General features: G+C 61.6%; 15 protein-coding genes. 9 read left to right on the top strand and 6 right to left on the bottom strand.

All coding sequences use genetic code 11. From position 1 onward, the window contains the following. The first annotated feature begins 1 nt into the window (after position 1). From AB7M32_RS18315 to ligD, 3 genes are read left to right on the top strand one after another with little or no spacing between them, the layout of a single operon-like run. Complete coding sequence (locus AB7M32_RS18315; protein WP_454250842.1) at positions 2 to 1,015, top strand: methyltransferase; 1,014 nt, start codon at positions 2 to 4, stop codon at positions 1,013 to 1,015. After that, on the top strand, positions 987 to 2,150 hold the full coding sequence (locus AB7M32_RS18320; RefSeq protein WP_454250843.1) for a carboxylate-amine ligase: 1,164 nt from the start codon (positions 987 to 989) through the stop codon (positions 2,148 to 2,150). The genes AB7M32_RS18315 and AB7M32_RS18320 overlap by 29 nt, the downstream gene beginning before the upstream one ends. Continuing rightward, positions 2,147 to 4,759, top strand: a complete 2,613-nt coding sequence (gene ligD, locus AB7M32_RS18325; protein WP_454250844.1) for a DNA ligase D — start codon at positions 2,147 to 2,149, stop codon at positions 4,757 to 4,759. The genes AB7M32_RS18320 and ligD overlap by 4 nt, the downstream gene beginning before the upstream one ends. 197 nt (positions 4,760 to 4,956) lie before the next feature. On the opposite strand, the gene AB7M32_RS18330 is transcribed toward ligD, so the two are convergent. Further along, positions 4,957 to 5,568 carry a Yip1 family protein gene (locus tag AB7M32_RS18330; protein WP_092441755.1) on the bottom strand — a complete coding sequence of 204 codons (612 nt, stop codon included), beginning with the start codon at positions 5,566 to 5,568 and terminating at the stop codon, positions 4,957 to 4,959. 168 nt (positions 5,569 to 5,736) lie between these two features. Here AB7M32_RS18330 and AB7M32_RS18335 point away from each other — a divergent pair, with 168 nt between their 5' ends. The 3 genes from AB7M32_RS18335 to AB7M32_RS18345 are packed head-to-tail and all read left to right on the top strand — an operon-like array spanning position 5,737 to position 7,222. After that, positions 5,737 to 6,237 (top strand): CinA family protein, encoded by a 501-nt coding sequence (locus tag AB7M32_RS18335; protein WP_413791057.1) that lies wholly within the window; start codon positions 5,737 to 5,739, stop codon positions 6,235 to 6,237. 9 nt (positions 6,238 to 6,246) lie between these two features. Continuing rightward, a complete protein-coding gene (locus AB7M32_RS18340) occupies positions 6,247 to 6,765 on the top strand; it encodes a hypothetical protein (RefSeq protein ID WP_454250845.1) in 519 nt (172 codons plus the stop codon). Positions 6,766 to 6,772: 7 nt separating this feature from the next. Further along, positions 6,773 to 7,222: a DUF421 domain-containing protein gene (locus AB7M32_RS18345; protein ID WP_454250846.1), complete on the top strand. Its 450-nt coding sequence runs from the start codon at positions 6,773 to 6,775 to the stop codon at positions 7,220 to 7,222. Between the two features lie 177 nt (positions 7,223 to 7,399). Here the strand turns inward: AB7M32_RS18345 and AB7M32_RS18350 are convergent, their stop codons facing one another. After that, positions 7,400 to 8,257, bottom strand: a complete 858-nt coding sequence (locus AB7M32_RS18350; protein ID WP_454250847.1) for an SDR family oxidoreductase — start codon at positions 8,255 to 8,257, stop codon at positions 7,400 to 7,402. 187 nt (positions 8,258 to 8,444) lie between these two features. Between AB7M32_RS18350 and AB7M32_RS18355 the strand changes: the two genes are divergently transcribed. Continuing rightward, on the top strand, positions 8,445 to 8,849 hold the full coding sequence (locus tag AB7M32_RS18355; RefSeq protein ID WP_072405549.1) for a VOC family protein: 405 nt from the start codon (positions 8,445 to 8,447) through the stop codon (positions 8,847 to 8,849). Positions 8,850 to 8,920: 71 nt separating this feature from the next. Here the strand turns inward: AB7M32_RS18355 and AB7M32_RS18360 are convergent, their stop codons facing one another. Next, the gene (locus tag AB7M32_RS18360; RefSeq protein ID WP_454250848.1) at positions 8,921 to 10,069 is read right to left on the bottom strand and encodes a MalY/PatB family protein; all 1,149 of its coding nucleotides are present in this window, start codon (positions 10,067 to 10,069) and stop codon (positions 8,921 to 8,923) included. Between the two features lie 179 nt (positions 10,070 to 10,248). Here AB7M32_RS18360 and AB7M32_RS18365 point away from each other — a divergent pair, with 179 nt between their 5' ends. Then, complete coding sequence (locus tag AB7M32_RS18365; protein WP_454250849.1) at positions 10,249 to 11,754, top strand: methyl-accepting chemotaxis protein; 1,506 nt, start codon at positions 10,249 to 10,251, stop codon at positions 11,752 to 11,754. A 329-nt stretch (positions 11,755 to 12,083) separates the two neighbouring features. Continuing rightward, positions 12,084 to 13,151, top strand: coding sequence for an alpha/beta fold hydrolase (locus AB7M32_RS18370; RefSeq protein ID WP_454250850.1), 1,068 nt, complete (start codon positions 12,084 to 12,086; stop codon positions 13,149 to 13,151). Between the two features lie 33 nt (positions 13,152 to 13,184). Here the strand turns inward: AB7M32_RS18370 and AB7M32_RS18375 are convergent, their stop codons facing one another. The 3 genes from AB7M32_RS18375 to AB7M32_RS18385 all read right to left on the bottom strand — a co-directional run bounded on the left by AB7M32_RS18375 (position 13,185) and on the right by AB7M32_RS18385 (position 17,429). After that, a complete protein-coding gene (locus AB7M32_RS18375; RefSeq protein WP_454250851.1) occupies positions 13,185 to 15,425 on the bottom strand; it encodes a molybdopterin cofactor-binding domain-containing protein in 2,241 nt (746 codons plus the stop codon). A gap of 12 nt (positions 15,426 to 15,437) precedes the next feature. Next, positions 15,438 to 15,911 (bottom strand): (2Fe-2S)-binding protein, encoded by a 474-nt coding sequence (locus AB7M32_RS18380; RefSeq protein WP_072405555.1) that lies wholly within the window; start codon positions 15,909 to 15,911, stop codon positions 15,438 to 15,440. Positions 15,912 to 16,109: 198 nt separating this feature from the next. Next, positions 16,110 to 17,429: an OprD family porin gene (locus AB7M32_RS18385; protein WP_454250852.1), complete on the bottom strand. Its 1,320-nt coding sequence runs from the start codon at positions 17,427 to 17,429 to the stop codon at positions 16,110 to 16,112. Between the last annotated feature and the right edge of the window lie 185 nt (positions 17,430 to 17,614).

Raw genomic sequence — 17,614 nt, forward strand, 5'->3', positions numbered from 1 at the left:
CATGAATGAAGAAGAACGCCTGTCCGAGCCGGACCTTGCACTGCTGCAGCTGGGCCGACGCCTGCAAGCCGACGGCTACCGTTTCATCACCCCGACCCCGTTGACCCATGAACGGGTCAACCAGCGTCCCGGCAATGAGCGCGCCAAGACCTTGCGGGACGTATTCGGCTGGTCGCGACCGTTTGCGCCGGGGCTGATCAGCACCGACGAACAGCGGCAACTGCAAGACGCCCAGGTGCTGGAAGCGCACGACGGCTTGCTACGTAGCCGGGTGCGCTGGTCGAGCCTGGATGGCTTGCTGTTTGCCCATTCGCAGTTTCCCACGCAAGCCAGCGATGCAGTGTTCTTCGGCCCCGACAGCTATCGTTTCGCCCAACTGATCCATACTCATCTGCAACAGAACTTCACGGCCGTGCAGCGCGCAGTGGACATTGGTTGCGGCGCGGGTGTCGGGGCCATCGTGATTGCCCGCGCCCGCCGTGAAGCGCAAGTGCTGGCCGTGGACATCAATCCCCAGGCCCTGCGCCTGAGCGCCGTGAACGCCGCGCTGGCGGAGGTGGCCAACGTCGAGGTCGCCCGTAGCGACGTGTTGCAGGACGTGCCAGGCCAGTTCGACCTGATCGTCGCCAACCCGCCGTACATGGCCGATCCCTCCGAGCGCGCCTATCGCCATGGCGGCGGCACACTGGGCGCCGGGCTGTCGCTGCGCATCGTCGAACAAGCCTTGCCCCGGCTCACACCTGGCGGCTCGCTGGTGCTCTACACCGGCGTGGCCATGGTGGATGGGCGCGATCCATTCCTCGAAGCGCTGGGGCAATGGCGTGACTCGGCGGATTTCGGCTGGACCTACAAGGAATTGGACCCGGACGTGTTCGGTGAAGAACTGCTCACGTCGGGTTATCAGGACGTGGAAAGGATCGCCGTGGTGGCGTTGGTTGTAACCCGCATTGGCGCAGGTCTGGGCGGGGCTATCGGAGGGACTATCGATGAACAGGCGCATGAAATTCGGCGTTGAAGAGGAGTATTTCATCACGGACCTGAACACCCGGTGCATGCCGGGTGAACCCCCTGCGGAGGCTATCGCAGCGTGCCAGGCTGAACTGGGCAAGCATTTCGCCCACGAGATGTTCCAATGCCAGGTGGAAATGGCCTCGCCCATCTTTCGCAGCCTGCCCGAGGCTGCCGACTACCTGAACCAAGTGCGTACGGGCCTGAACCAGCGCCTGGCGCGCTATGGCCTGGGCCTGCTCAGTGCCGGTTCACACCCGATGGCCACCCAGGTGTTGCAACCCACCGACGAGCTGCACTTCCAGCAACTGTTCGATGATTATCAGCGGGTGGCGCGGCGCAGCGTGCTGTCGGGCCTGCATGTACACGTGGAAGTCCCGGCCACGCAGGATCGGGTGCGAATCATGAATGAGGTCCTGCCGTGGTTGCCGATGTTCCTCGCCCTGAGCGCGTCATCGCCATTCTGGAACGGTGGCTACAGCGGCTTCAGCAGCTATCGACAGGTGGCCTGCGATGAATGGCCGCGCATGGGGGTGCCGGAGTATTTCGAAGATGAGTCGGCGTTCGGCGGCTACGTCGACATGCTCATGCGCACCGGGTCGATTCGTCAGGCCAGCGATTGCTGGTGGGTGATACGGCCTTCGTCACGTTATCCCACGCTGGAACTGCGCATTTGCGATGCCTGCCCGCGAGCGGACGACGTCCTTTGTCTGGTCTCGCTGTTTCGCCTGATGGTGGCCCATGCCGTCACGCAGCGCCGGCCTGGTGCTCACTACAGCCAGATGTCCCAGTGGATCCTCAAGGAAAACCGCTGGCGGGCCAAGCGTCACGGGATTCTCGCGGAGTTTATCGTCGAAGGGCAGGAACAGCCGATGCTGATTGGCGAGTGGCTGACCCTGGCAGAGCAGACTTTCGGTGAAACCGCGGCCGAGCTGGGCGTCCAGGACGTGTTCAAGCAGGCCCGCCGGATCGTCCAGGAAGGCACCAGCGCCGATCGGCAAATCGTGCTCTACGAACAAGGCCTGCTGCTGGGCGATTCAGTCGAACAGGCCTTGAGCCGGGTGGTCGATCAGTTGCTCGCGGAAACCGCTGGGATGCCGGTAGCCGACCCAGCCTTGCAACAGGTGGCGGGTGGTCCATGAGCAGCAAGACCCTGGATGACTACAACCGCATGCGAGATTTCGCCGCCACCCCGGAACCGGCGGCGAAACGATCGCGCAAGTCGGCAAAAACCGCCCACGCCTTGCAGTTCTGCATTCAAAAGCACGATGCCTCGCGGCTGCATTACGACTTTCGGCTGGAGCTGGACGGTGCGCTCAAGAGCTGGGCGGTGCCCAAGGGGCCTTCCCTGGACCCCAAAGCCAAACGCCTGGCCGTGCATGTCGAAGATCATCCGCTGGATTACGCCACGTTCGAGGGCAACATCCCTGAAGGCCACTACGGCGCCGGTGACGTGATCGTCTGGGACCGGGGCGTCTGGATTCCCCAGGGGGATCCCCATGAGGCCTACGAAAAAGGCCGGCTCAAGTTCGAGCTGCAGGGGGAAAAGCTCAGCGGCCTGTGGAACCTGGTGCGCACCCACATGCCCGGCAAGCAGGAGCAGTGGTTCCTGATCAAGCATCAGGACCAGGCCGCCCGTCCCGAAAGCGAATACGACGTGGTCCAGGCCGAGCCGGACAGCGTGCTCAGCGACCGCACCCTCGTGCCCAAGCGGCGAGGCAAGGCCGCCGCCAAAGCGGTGAAACAACCGGAAAAAGCCGCGCGGCCGAAATCGCCGAAACGCGCCTCGAAAACCTCCCTCAGCGGTGCGGTCGCCGGCCCGCTGCCAGAAACTCTCAAGCCGGAACTGGCGACCCTGGTGGAAAGCGCGCCCGACGGCGAATGGCTCTATGAGATCAAGTTCGACGGTTACCGGGTCATGGCGCGGATCGAAAACGGTGACGTCAGGCTGCTCACCCGCAACGGTCATGACTGGACCCACAAATTGCCAAGACAGGCCGAGGCCTTGGCCGCGCTGGGGTTGGAATCGGCCTGGCTCGACGGCGAGATGGTGGTCGCCAACGAGCAGGGTGTGCCGGACTTCCAGGCTTTGCAAAACGCCTTCGAGGCCGGCAGCAGCGGCAAAATCGCCTATTACCTGTTCGACCTGCCTTACCTCAACGGCATGGACTTGCGCAACGTGCCGGTGCAAGACCGCCGGACCGCATTGGCCGCCGTGCTGGAGCCCAACGAAAGCCCCTTGCTGCGTTTTTCCGATGCCTTCGAAGAAACCCCTGAAGCGCTGCTCAACAGCGCCTGCCAGATGCAGATGGAAGGGCTGATCGGCAAGCGCGTCGGCAGCGCCTATGTATCCAGGCGCAGCAACGACTGGATCAAGCTCAAATGCAAGAATCGCCAGGAGTTCGTGGTGGTGGGCTTCAGCGATCCCAAAGGCGCTCGCAGTGCCTTCGGTGCCTTGCTGCTGGGGTTGCATGATGCCGACAGCGGCCAGTTGCGCTACGCCGGTAAGGTCGGCACCGGGTTCAACGAAACCACCCTTAAAAGCATCTACCAGCAATTGCTGCCGCTGGAAACGAAAAAGGCCGCCGTGGTGAACCCACCCACCGGCTACGAAGCCAAGGGCGTGCACTGGCTGGAACCGAAGCTGCTGGCCGAAGTGGCTTTTGCCGAAATGACCAAGGAAGGCTCGGTGCGCCATGCGGTCTTCCATGGCTTGCGCAACGACAAGCCGGCCAAGGACATCACTCAGGAGCTTGCCAAACCCGTGAAAAAAACCACTGCGGCGAAAAAAACCAGCACCCAGGATGAACCCGACGCGAAACCACACAAGGCAAAGACCAGGACAAAAGCCAAGGCCCCGGCCGTGGACGGCAAGGTCCGCATCACTCACCCGGAGCGGGTCATCGACGCCAGCAGTGGCACCACCAAGCTGCAGTTGGCCGAGTATTACGCCAGCGTTGCCGAGTTCATCCTGCCGGAACTGGAAGATCGCCCGGTCGCCTTGGTCCGGGCGCCGGATGGCATCGCCGGTGAGCTGTTTTTCCAGAAGAACCCCGAGCGCCTGGCGATTCCCGGTATCACCAGCCTGGACAAGGAACTGACCGGGCAGCCGGTGATGATCATCAACAACGCCGAGGCGCTGATCGGCGCGGTGCAGATGAGCACGGTGGAACTGCACACCTGGAATGCCACGTCTGTCGATCTGGACAAGCCCGACCGCTTCGTCCTCGACCTTGACCCGGACCCGGCGCTGCCCTGGAAAAGCATGGTCGAGGCGACGCAGCTCACCTTGTCGGTGCTCGATGAACTAGGCCTCAAGGCGTTCCTCAAGACCAGCGGCGGCAAGGGCATTCATGTGGTGGTGCCATTGACGCGCAAACTGGGCTGGGACGAGGTCAAGGGCTTCAGTCATGCGATTGTCAGTCACATGGCCAAGCTGCTGCCGGACCGTTTTTCGGCGGTGTCCGGACCTAAGAACCGGGTAGGGCGGATCTTCATCGATTACCTGCGCAATGGGCTGGGCGCTACGACGATTTGTGCCTACGCCGCCCGGACCCGGGAGGGGTTGCCGGTGTCGGTGCCGATATTTCGTGAGGAGGTGGCTGAGCTCAAGGGGGCGAACCTGTGGAATGTGCACAATGTTCATGAGCGTTTGGCGGAGGTGGGTCATGAGCCTTGGGCTGGGCTGAAGAAGACTCGGCAGACTATTACGGCTGAGATGCGCAGGCGTATCGGTATGAAGAAAGTCTGAGGTATAGCGGCTATTCGGATGTTTAGGAGTCACAAACTCTATATACGACGCGGTCCCCTGTGGGAGCGAGCTTGCTCGCGAAGAGGCCAGCAAGCCCAATATCCATGTGACTGAACCACCGCCATCGCGAGCAAGCTCGCTCCCCCAGGATGAACCTGATCATCTCAAGCCCCTGTTATCGGTAGTCTGAAATGCGTTCAGCCCACCGGCACACGCAGATATTCCGGCTGCAGGTAGTTGAACCAGAGCAGGATCATTTCCACCAGGATCGTCACCAGGACCAGCAGGCCCACGCCCCAGACACTTGCCGAATACAGCAAGCCCTGTTCCTTCTTGAGACCCATGAACTTGGGCAGCCCGACGAACAGCAGAAATGTCGAGTAGGCCGACGCCAGCAACAGCACTGCCACGGCCAGCCAGCGGCTCGGGTAAAGCCCGAAGATTCCGGCCAGGAAATACGGCGTTGCGGTATAGGCGGCGAAACCGATGCATTGGTTGACCGTCGGGCGCGCTTCGAAAGTACGGGACATCCAGCGGATGAACAGCCCCATCAACGTGACGCCGACGACGCTGGTCAGATACAGCAGCACGCACAATTGAAGGGCGCTGGCACTGCTGAGCCGTACCGTTTCGTTTTCGGCCAGGCTCCATCCGGTCCAGGTGGTGCCGATGAACAGGCATACCGCGGGAATCAGCGCGAGCAGCAGCAAATGCGCCAGGTAATGGCGTGGATGTGCCTGTTCTTGCTCGCGTATGTCGGCCCAGGCGAATTCGGGCTGGGTGAACAGTTTGACGAAAGGTGCGGACATGACGACCTCCTGATCAGGATGGCCTCTGCATGAGGCCCTTATTGGGTTTGAGGCACAGAAAAAGACGCGGGTTTCATTTATTTGCTGTTCCCGGCCGACGGGGCGATAAAGGGAATGAATCACAACGGCAAAGGTCAACCCATCAGCCCCCCTGAAGGACCGTCTGCCATGACTGTTGCTCAAATCCTGGTTGATTACCTGCGCGATCATGACCTGCGCCTGACTACGGCCGAATCCTGTACCGCCGGAAAGATCGTCACATTGCTGGCCGAGGTGCCCGGCAGTGGGTCTCTGATCGAAAGCGGTTATGTGGTGTATTCCCCGGAGGCCAAGCAACGCTTGCTCGGTGTCAGCCCACGCACCATCGAGACGTTCAATCTCACCAGCCGCGAAGTCGCCGAGGAGATGGCCCTTGGTGCCTTGCACGATGCCAATGCCAACGCGGCGGTCGCCACCACCGGCCTGCTCGGGCCAGACGACAAGGACGGAATACCCGCCGGCACTGTCTGCTTTGCCTGGGCGTTCGATGTGAACGGTCAGCGAGCACTGTTCAGTCGCTGCGTGCGGTTCTTCGGCAGTCGCTGTCAGGTGCAATTGTGGGCCGCCGAATATGTACTGCAACAACTGCCCAGTTTTCACCAGCGCGCCGTGGCCGGCGAGCGGCGCTAGGGGACGGCCATGAGCGATCCATACGAGCAGGACGACCACCGCAGCCGCCAGTTTCCGGTACGCGAAGACATGGCGTTCCAGCACAAGGTCTGGCGTTTCGAGCGAATTGGCTGGTACGTGTTGGTGCTGTTGGTGATCCTGGCCTTGCTGGGGCTGTTTTCCCGTGGCCCGCTAAGCAACCGGGAGCTGCACAGCAACGACGGCAGCCTTGGCGTCGAGTACCAGGCCTTCCACCGCAACGGCTCCAGCAACGCCCTGGTCATCCGTCTCAAGGGCCAGCCCAACGCCGTATTGGAAGTCGAGTTGGGCGGCGATTGGCTGGAAGGCTTCGAGGTGCAAACGCTGCAACCTCCACCGATGCGTTCGGCGGGCGCGGGGCAGGGCATGACCCTCTGGGTACAGGCCGATGAACGAGGCCAGGCCAGTCTGCACCTGTCATTGCTCGGCGACGGCTTCGGGACCTATCACAGTCGTATCGCAACCCCCGGCGGTGCCTCGGTGAGTTTCAATCAGTTCATTTTTCCTTAGGTGACCTATGGATTCGGTGCTGCGAGCTGCCGTGATGTACGCGGCGTTGATGGTGTTGTTCAAGATCGCCGGGCGACGTTCGCTGGCAGAACTCACCACCTTTGATTTCGTGTTGTTGATGATCATCGGCGAGGCCACTCAACAGGCGCTGTTGGGGGATGATTTTTCGATGACCAACGCGCTGATGGTCATCGTGACGCTGATTGCCATCGATGTCGGCTTTTCATTGCTCAAACTGCGCTCCCAATGGGTGTCGCGACTGATCGACGGTGGTCCGACCATCATCGTCGAGGACGGACGAATCCTGCGCGGGCGGATGCGTCATGCGCGGCTGGAGGAGGCAGACATCATGGAAGCGGCACGCTCCAGCCAGGGCATCGAGACCCTGGAACAGATCAAGTTTGCGATCATTGAGCGCAACGGGAAGATATCGGTGATTGCCAAGGAGCCGTCCTGAGCACTGTCACGGGTACTTTGTGTCAAGGGCACTGCTGTTACCGATCGACTGGCTGGGCACAGTCCACTGTGGGAGCGAGCTTGCTCGCGATAGCGGTGAACCAGTCACCATTGATGTTGCCTGGGCTGCCCCTATCGCGAGCAAGCTCGCTCCCACAGGTAAAACACCGCGCCGATGCTAAAGCATCGGCTTGCCCCCGGTAATCCCATAACGGGCTCCGGAGATGTAGCTGCCTTCGTCCGAAGCCAGCAGCACATAGATCGGCGCCACTTCAACCGGCTGGCCAGGACGACCAAGAGGTGTCTGGGAACCGAAATTCTGCACTTCTTCCTCGGGCATGGTTGCCACGATCAGCGGCGTCCAGATCGGTCCCGGCGCCACGCTGTTCACGCGGATGCCCTTGGGCCCGAGCATCTGCGCAAGACCACCGGTGAAGTTGGCGATGGCGCCTTTGGTGGTGGCGTAGGCCAGCAACGTCGGCTTGGGCATGTCGGAGTTGACCGAACTGGTGTTGATGATCGAACCACCCGGTTTCATGTGCGGCACGGCAGCCTGGCAGATCCTGAACATCGCCGTGATGTTGATATCGAAAGTACGCACCCATTCTTCGTCGGGAATGTCCTCCAGGTTTTCGTGGGTCATCTGAAACGCGGCGTTGTTGACCAGGATGTCGATATGGCCGAAGCGGGCGACGGTTTCATCGACGATCTTGCGGCACAGGCCTTTGTCCGCCAGATCACCGGGCAACAACAGGCACTGGCGTCCGGCCTGCTCGACCCAGCGTGCGGTTTCTTTGGCGTCGTCATGCTCGTCCAGGTAGGCAATCGCCACATCCGCACCTTCACGGGCGAAGGCAATGGCGACGGCGCGACCGATGCCGCTGTCGGCGCCGGTGATCAGGGCGATCTTGTTCGCCAAGCGTCCGGAGCCGGTGTAGCTCTGTTCGCCGCAGTCCGGGTAAGGGTCCATGTTGCGCTGGGTGCCAGGCACCGGCTGGCTTTGTTTAGGGAAAGGCGGGAAAGGGTAGTCGACCATCGTCGTTCTCCTGGTGGGTTGCGATGGAGGGTGGACTTTGGGTTTTCAGGCAGAGTTCGGTCGGATTGTCCGGCCAGTCGATGAGCGTGATAAGGAGCGTTTCGTCGGCGAATAGAGGGGCCTGGCGAACATTGGACGAGCCTGTATTCTCCAATGTCAGTACAGGGGTCGTTTAAGGAGCGGGGCAATGTTCAGCCACATACAGATCGGCGCGCGCGACCTGCCGACAATGGTCGCTTTTTATGATGCAGTCCTCGGCTGCCTGGGGCTGGAGCGTATCGAGGGCGAAAACGATTCGGGCCCGCCGGGAGAAGGCTGGCGTCAGCCCGGCAAGCATTGGCCGCAGGTTTTTGTCCAGTTGCCTTTCAATGGTCTGCCCGCGACCTGGGGCAATGGCATGCAAGTGAGCTTCGCCGCCGATTCCCCGCAAACCGTCCGCGCCGCCTGGGAGCAGGCGATGGCCATGGGCGGTACCGACGAAGGTCCACCGGGTCCGAGGCCGCAGTATTGCGAAGGCTATTTCGGAGCCTATTGCCGCGATCCGGAGGGGAACAAGCTGTGCTTTGTCCATGCACCGGATATGCATGAATAAAACGATCGCGGCAGATGACTATTGTGGCGAGGGGATTTATCCCCTCGCCACAGGAGGCATTGGCAGTTGAATCAGCCCCTGGCTTTTAGGCTGCGCTCCATCCGCGCGATGCCTTCCTCCAGCAACGCCCGCGGGCAGCCGAAGTTCAGGCGCACGAATTGCCCGGCATCGTCAGCAAAATCCAGCCCGGCACTCAGCCCGACCTTGGCTTCATTCAAGAAGAATCCTTGCGGGTTATCCAGCCCCAGCCCGGAGCAATCCAGCCAGGCCAGGTAAGTGCCCTGGGGCACGGTCATGGTGATGCCCGGCAGACGGGTGCTCACCGCCTCGACCAGGTAATCGCGGTTGGCTTGCAGATAAGCTTTCAAGGCCTCCAGCCATGGGCCGGCTTCGCTGTAGGCCGCGCGGGTCGCTTCCAGGCCCAGGGCATTGACGCTGTCGACCATGCCGGCCCGCGCGTTGTTGACCCGCTCGCGCAGCTTGGCGTTCTGGATAATGGCGAACGACGTTTTCAGCCCGGCGATGTTGTAGGCCTTGCTGGCGGACATCAAGGTGATGGTGCGCTCGGCAATTTCCGGGCTGAGGGAGGCGGTCGGAATGTGCATGCGGCCGTCGAAGCACAGTTCGGCATGGATTTCGTCGGAGATGATCCAGGCGTCCTGTGCCAGGCAAATGTCGGCCACGGCCTTGAGTTCTTCGCGCTCGAACACCTTGCCCAGCGGGTTGTGGGGGTTGCTCAGCAACAGGGCGCCGCCGCCCTGCAACGCTTCGCGCAACGCGGCCAACGGCGTATGGAATTCGCCCTTGACCGGGGTGAACGGCAATTCCACTTTGTTCAACTGCCAGTGACCGGGGGCGTGGCGCAGCGGAGGGTAGTTCGGCACCTGCACCACGACATTCTGCCGGGGCTCCACCAGGGCATGCAGTGCCATGTTGAAACCCGGCTCAACGCCGGGCAGGAACACGATCTGCTGAGGCTCGACGCGCCAGGCGTATTTGCTCCACAGGTCAGCCACGATGGCCGCGCGCAGATTGTCCTGGGCGACGCTGTAGCCCAGCATCGGATGTTCGAGGCGCTTGTGCAGCGCGTCGATGACCACCGGTGGCGCGGGGAAGTCCATGTCGGCCACCCACATTGGCAGCACATCGGTCGGGTAGCGGCTCCATTTGGTACTGCCGGTGCCGTGGCGCTCCAATACGGTGTCGAAATCGAAAGTCATGGGGGTTCCATCAGTCAGTCATGAGATGGCGGACATCATAAAGCAAAGGCCGCTGAGAAAAGCTTAGTGGCTTAGTGCCACTAATTGATGATAATCAGTTAAAGTTTCGTCTCGAAACGCCGCTAAGTCGTTAGCGGCATTCGGTAACGGACCTCAAGTCTTCGAAAAGGACGACCCCCATGACATCGCCTGTGCGCTTTAACGATCACCACCGTAAAGCCGACCGCATCATGCTGGGGCTGCTTTGGCTCACGCTGCTGTATTCCCTGGGCCTGGCATTCCTGCACTCGACGTTCACCCAGGCGCTGTTGGTGGGGGCGACCACCTGCGTGGCGAGCACCGCGCTTTATCGCGTCCTGGCCGGCACCCGGGCCATGCGCTGTGTCATCGCGGTGGCGCTGATGGTCATGGCGGCATTGCACATCAACCAGACCCACGGCGTGATCGAATTTCACTTCGGGATCTTCGTGCTGCTGGCCGTGCTGACGTTCTACCGTGACTGGCTGCCGATTATCGTTGCCGCCGCCACCATCGCGGTTCATCACCTTGGTTTTCACTGGCTTCAACACCAGGGTTATCCGGTATTCGTCATGGACACCCACGGTGGCTGGTCGATGATCTTTCTTCACGCGTTCTACGTGGTGGTGGAAAGCGTGATCCTGATTTACCTGGCGAACCAGAGCCTGGCCGACGCCACGGAAAACCAGGAGGTGCTCGACAAGGTGCTGGCGGCGGCCGCGCAGTTGAGCAACGACGCCGACAAGCAGCGCAGCGACGGCGTCAAGGTCTCTTCGAGCGAGCGTTTCGATCATTTCCTCCAGCAGGTCACCCAACTGGTGGACGGCGTGGTGCGCGACACCCGCAACCTCTCGGACCTGGGCCAGGACCTGTCCCAGGTTGGCCAGACCCTGGAAACCGGCGCCCGTCACCAACTCGACGAAGTGGCGCAGATGAGCGGTGCGATCAGTCACCTGGTCGAGGCCATGGAAAACATCGCTGGCCATGTCGACCAGACCCTGCAGCGCGCCGGCCAGGCCAACGAGCAGGTCAACCGCGGGCGCAGCACGGTTGACCAGACCCGGGAGGAGATTGTCGAGCTGGCAGGGCGCATCAACCTGACCAACGAAACCGTGCAGGTCCTGGCCGACCAGGCACAGCAGATCGGCCAGGTGCTGGATGTGATCAATGGCATTGCCGAGCAGACCAATCTGTTGGCCCTCAACGCCGCCATCGAGGCGGCCCGGGCTGGCGAGCAGGGCCGCGGGTTCGCGGTGGTGGCCGACGAGGTCCGCACCCTGTCACAAAAGACCTCGACATCCACCACCGAGATCCAGCAGATCATCGCCAAACTGCAGCAAGGCAGCCGCCAGGCCGCCGTCGCGATGCAAGACAGCCGCGATGGGGTGGAGCGCTGCGTGTCCGCCAGCCAACAGGCTTCGCAACTGTTGCACGCCGTCGTCGAAGACATCGCCGTGATCAATCATTTCAACGACCTGATCGCCAGCACCACCCAGGAACAATCCAAGGCGTCGATGGGCATCAGCCAGCGCCTGCAAAGCGTGCAGGCCGTGGCCGAGCGCAACGCCGACAACATCGGCATCCTGACCCGCAGCAGCCAATGCTTGCCACCGTTGGCGGAGCGGTTGGCGGTGTTGGGACAGGCGTTTCATGGGAAGCCACTTTAAGCGACTGGCTGTCCACTCGATAGAACCCCGCAGCAAGCGGTGAGAGCCGTGTAGGAGCTGTCGAGTGCAACGAGGCTGCGATCTTTCCCCAAACAATTGAGTCTCAAGCGAAAGATCAAAAGATCGCAGGCTTCGCCAGCTCCTACACAAAACAGATCCTCCTGATACGAATGTATCTCTGTGTATCCAGGCTCACGACCGATACGAGCCGTTGCATTCAAGCCCGTCGCCGACACATTCGCGATACCTGGCCAACGTCAAATGGGGCCCAACGAGACAGTCCAAGCCGTCTCACCGGCTCACCCCACGTCGTTCGCAAGGAGCTTCACATGGACATAAACCCTACCTGCGCTCCCCGGCATCGCCGCCTGCTCGCGCCAACCCTTCTGGCGTTGGCCATGATGCAGCTTGGTGCCTTGGGATTTTCCTCGTCCCAGGCAAACGCGGCCGATGTGCCGGCGAGCACTGTCGGCGCGATTACCCCCGGCAGCCACACATCGTTTGGCCCGCTCAAGCATGTCAAGGCTGGGTTGCTGGACGTTGCCTATGCCGAGATCGGTCCCGCCGATGGGCCCGTGGTGATCCTGTTACACGGTTGGCCCTACGACATCCATAGCTATGCAGATGTGGCGCCGGCGCTGGCGGATAAGGGCTATCGCGTGTTGATTCCCTATGCCCGCGGTTATGGCGATACACGCTTTCTGTCTGCCAAGACCCTGCGCAACGGCCAGCCTTCCGCACTGGCAAGCGACCTCATCGATTTCATGGACGCGCTGAACATCAGGCAGGCCGTGCTGGGTGGTTATGACTGGGGTGCACGCACCGCTGACATTGTCGCGGCCCTTTGGCCGGAGCGGGTGAAGGCGCTGGTGGCGGTCAGTGGCTACCTGATCGGCAGCCAGGAGGCCGGCAAGGCGCCGTTGCCGCCGGCCGCGGAGTTGCAGTGGTGGTATCAGTTCTACTTTGCGACAGAGCGTGGCCGCCTCGGTTACGAGAAAAATACCCACGACTTCGCCAAGCTGATCTGGAAGCTGGCGTCGCCGAAGTGGAACTTCGATGACGCGACTTACGACCGAAGCGCCGCCGCCTTGCAGAACCCCGATCATGTCGCGGTTTCAATCTTCAACTATCGCTGGCGCCTGGGCCTGGTCAAGGGCGAAGCCAAGTACGACAGGTTGGAAAAGAAACTGGCAACGTTCCCGTCGATCGGCGTACCGACCATCACCCTGGAAGGCGACGCCAACGGCGCTCCCCATCCGCCCGCTGAAGCCTATGCCAAGCGCTTCACCGGCAAATATGAGCATCGCCTGATCGATGGCGGCATCGGTCACAACCTGCCGCAAGAGGCGCCGCAGGCGTTCGCCCAGGCTGTGATCGATGCTGATCATCTGCGTTAACAGCGAAACCGAAGCAGGTGAAACCGTCGCCCGTTACGTCAACTTGAACGGCAACTCACGCAACGGTTTGCCCGTCAGGCTCGCCACGGCGTTGGCAAACGCCGGGGCCAACGCAGGCAGGCCGGGTTCGCCCATTCCCGTGGGCGGCTCGGCGCTGGGCACGATGTGGACGGCGAACTCCGGCATGTCGGTAATGCGCGGCACGCTGAAGTCAGCGAAATTGCTCTGCTGCACGACGCCGTCTTTCAGGGTGATGGCGCCCCCGGGCAGGCACATCGACAAGCCCATCAGCGCCGCGCCCTGGACCTGGGCCTCGACACTGCGTGGGTTGACGGCCAGGTTGCAGTGCACGCCAGCGGTCACGTTGTGCAGCACCGGACGGCCATCCTGCACCGAGGCCTCGACCACATAAGCCACCACCGAACTGAACGACTCGTGGACCGCCACGCCCCAGGCATGGCCCGCCGGTAGCTGGCGCTTGCCGTACTCGCTCTTGTCCACGGCCAATTGCAGCGCCGCGCTATGGCGTGGGCTCTGGTCGCCAAACAACTTCATCCGGTACGCCACCGGATCCTGTTTGGTGGTGCGGGCGATCTCGTCGATCAGTGTTTCCATCACAAAAGCCGTATGGGTGGAACCGACGCTGCGCCACCACAGTACGGGGACGTTGAGTTTCGGGTGATGCACCGTCAGCCGCATGGGCAGCGGATACGGGTTGCGCAGGCCCTCGGTAGCGGTCGGGTCGATGCCATTTTTCACCCGCCCGCCAAACACGGTGCCGGTGATGATCGATTGGCCAACCAAGGCGTGGTCCCAGGCGAGAACCTTGCCACTGTCATCAAAACCGATGCGCGCACGGTGCAGGTGCATGGGGCGGTAGTAGCCGCCCTTGATGTCGTCTTCCCGGCTCCAGAGTGTGCGGATAGGCGCATCGACTCCGGCAGTGCGGGCGGCCTTGGCCACTTCGCAAGCCAGCACCACGAAATCGTTGGTGGGTACGCCGCGCCGGCCAAAACCTCCGCCAGCGGTTTGCACGTTCACCTGGATCTGCTCGGGCTTGAGGTCCAGCACCTTGGCGGCGGCCGCCGCATCGCCGCCGGGGAATTGCGTGCCGACCCACAGCTGAGCGCCATTGCCGGCAAGCTGCACGGTGCAATTGAGCGGTTCCATGGGGGCATGGGCGAGGTAGGGGAACACAAATTCGGCGTCCAGTTGATGCGGCGCGCTGGCAAGCGGCGTCATGTCGGCATCGAAGTGCAACGGGCCGGGCTGGCTGGCCAGCTCGCGGTATTGAGCCAATTGTTTTTCGCTGTCCACCTTTTCCACGGCGGACGTGTTCCATTGCACCTTCAGCGCATCGCGTGCCAGCTTTGCCTGCCAGTAGCTGTCGGCGACCACCGCGACGCCTTCAGCGCCGCCATCCAGCGGTACGCGCAGCACGGCTTTTATACCTTTGGTGGCCCGCGCCGCGCTGTCGTCCAGAGAGGTGATTCTGACGCCGAACACCGGTGGTCGGGCGACGACCGCCGTGAGTTGCCCCGGCAGGTGCATGTCGATGCCGAAATCCTGCTGGCCGCTGCTCTTGGCCTTGGCATCGATGCGTGTGGTGGCCTGGCCGATGATGCGGAAATCCTTGGGATCCTTGAGGGTGATCTGCTCGGGTACAGGCATCGCCATCGCGGCTTGCGCCAGTTCGCCGTAGCTCGCTTTACGGCCCTCCGGGCCGAGCACCATGCCGGCCTGGGTGGTCAGGCTCGCCACGTCCACGTTCCAGCGCGCGGCGGCCGCACTCAGCAACATGGCGCGCGCTCGCGCGCCGAGTTCGCGGTACTGGGTGTAGCTGTTCTTGATCGTGTTGGAACCACCCGTGAGATGGATGCCGAACGCCGGGTCCATGTAGGCCGCGTCGTTGCTGCCGTTGCGACTGCGCACCAGGCTCCAGTCGGCATCCAGTTCTTCGGCGAGAATCATGGGCAGGCCGGTCTGCACGCCCTGGCCGAACTCCAACCGATTGATGGTTACCGTGACCTCGCCATTGGGCGCGATCTGCACGAAGGCGGAGGGTTGCTGGGTCGGTTTGAGCGGCGCTGCGACGGCGCCATTGGCTTCCTGCGCCAGGGCCAGGTGTGGAAACGCCCCCAAGGCCAGCCCGCCGATGCCGACGATCTTGAGAAAGCTGCGCCGGGGCAGGGCAGCGAGGCCGTCATCCTCGCCGCGTTCAAGCATATGTTGCAAAGCGCGAGGGAGCTCGTGTGGGAAGATTTCGTTCAGCATGGTCAGCTCCGATCAGGCAAGGGCTTTGGCGGCATCTGCCACCGCGGCGCGGATTCGGGCGTAGGTGCCACAGCGGCAGATATTGCCGGCCATGGCCGAGTCGATCTCGGCCGCCGTAGGCTGCTTGCCCTTGGGCTGGGCCTTTAGAAAAGCCGTTGCGCTCATGATCTGGCCACTCTGGCAGTAGCCGCATTGCGCCACGTCGTGTTTGACCCACGCCTCGTGCACGGCGCTGCCCACCGGATCGCTGCCGTTGGTTGCCGCTTCGATGGTGGTGATCTTCTTGCCTTCAGCGGCGGAGATGGGCGTCACGCAGGAACGAATGGCCTGGCCATCCAGGTGCACGGTGCAGGCGCCACACAGCGCCGCGCCGCAGCCGAACTTGGTGCCGGTCATGCCCAGCGTGTCGCGCAGGGTCCAGAGAATAGGGGTGCCAGGGTCGACGTCGACCGTGTACTCACGGCCGTTGATGTTCAGGGCGCTCATAGGGGACCAGCTCCAGATGGTTTGGCTCTGGTTAACTATAGGAAGGAATGGTTGGGGGGGATTGCACGATCCGGGCTGATTATTGCCTGATCATGCGAATCAGCGTGCCCCGCGAAGGTGCACGCTGTTGTATCAGCGCAACAGGGAAGGAGCAAAGGCGCCGCAGTGGGCGTGCTTCCGGCTCCTTCTTTCTGCAGGTTACATCAACGGAATGCTATAGCTCACGAACAGGCGATTCTGATCCTGGTCGCGGGCAATATCGCTTCGCGACATCCCGTTGCGCCAGCCGAAGCCGACATTCTTCAATGCGCCGCTCTGGATCACATAGTCCAGGGAAATATCACGCTCCCATTCACTGGCGTCCTGGCCGCTGGCCGTCTGGATGTTATCGCCCTTGAGGTACATGACCGATGCCTTCAAGCCTGGAACGCCAAGTGCTGCGAAGTCATAGGCATATTGAGCAAACGCAGTGCGCTCGCCGGCCTGAATGAACGTCTGGATGGTGCGGTCGGTGTAGAGGTAAAGACTCGCGCCGCCTTCACCTTTGCCCACCAGGCCGCCCTGGTTCAGTTGCGTAAAGTTGCTGTCTTCGGAAACACGCTGATAACCTGCGGTAATGGCATGGCCACCCAACGAATAAATGAACGCTGCGCTCCAGGTATCGTTGTCGATTTCACCACTGCCGTCCTTGGTATAGCCACCGAGTTTGTAACCACTGGCGCGACCGGCGGCGCTGCTGTTCTTGCCATCGGACGTTGTCTTGAAGTAACGCAGGTCGGTTTTCAACGAACCGTATTCACCCAACGGTAATACATGCAGCAAACCGGCGAAGTGCTGTTGATAATAGTCCTCAAGATTGGCGTAGTAATACTGCGCGGTCAGATCCTTGGTCAGTTTGTAATCGCCACCGGCAAAGGTAAATTTATTGCTTTCCTGGGTGCCGCCGGCAACGGCCAGGCCGGCACTGTCGCTGGAAGCACGCCCCGTGGCGTGCTCCAACTGGCCAGCGGTGAACGTCAGGTTATCGATTTCATTGCTGGTGACTTGCCCTCCCTCGAACGTTTGAGGCAACAAACGGCCATCGTTAGAGACCAGGATCGGCAATTTCGGCTGTAAGGTGCCGTACCGCAGCTCGGTCTTGGAGACGCGCATCTTGGCCGTGGCACCGAGACGCGCCCACTGGTCCGCCGCCTTGTCGCCATCATTGGGAAACATCGAGCCACCGACATGACGGCCCGCGCCACTGTCGAGCTTCAGGCCCAGCAACCCGATAGCATCCAGGCCGAACCCCACGGTGCCGTCGGTAAACCCCGACTGATAATTGAGCATGAAGGCCTGACCCCATTCTTCGGTCTTCGAAGGCGCGGCGGCCCCATCACGGTTATCGTTGTTGAAGTAGAAGTTGCGCAAGTTCAAGTTGGCTTTGCTGTCACTGATAAAATCAGCCGACGCCAATGGACTCAGGACCAGACTCACACCGCCAGTTAAAAGACTCAGTGTTTGCAATAGGGCTTTCATCAGGACGAACTCCACCGCGGAATCGCTGTTCCGGGCATATTGAAAAGGCAGCAGGAAGCCTTCAGCCGATCAGTCGATTGGCCGAGGCGTGAATGAAAAACGTTAAGAAACTTCAATCAATTGAGTGGGGCAGTGATTCAAACCTCCGAGGAGCACCTTCAGAACAGCACCATGAAAGTCCTTGA

This window comes from Pseudomonas sp. R151218B TE3479, assembly GCF_053629195.1.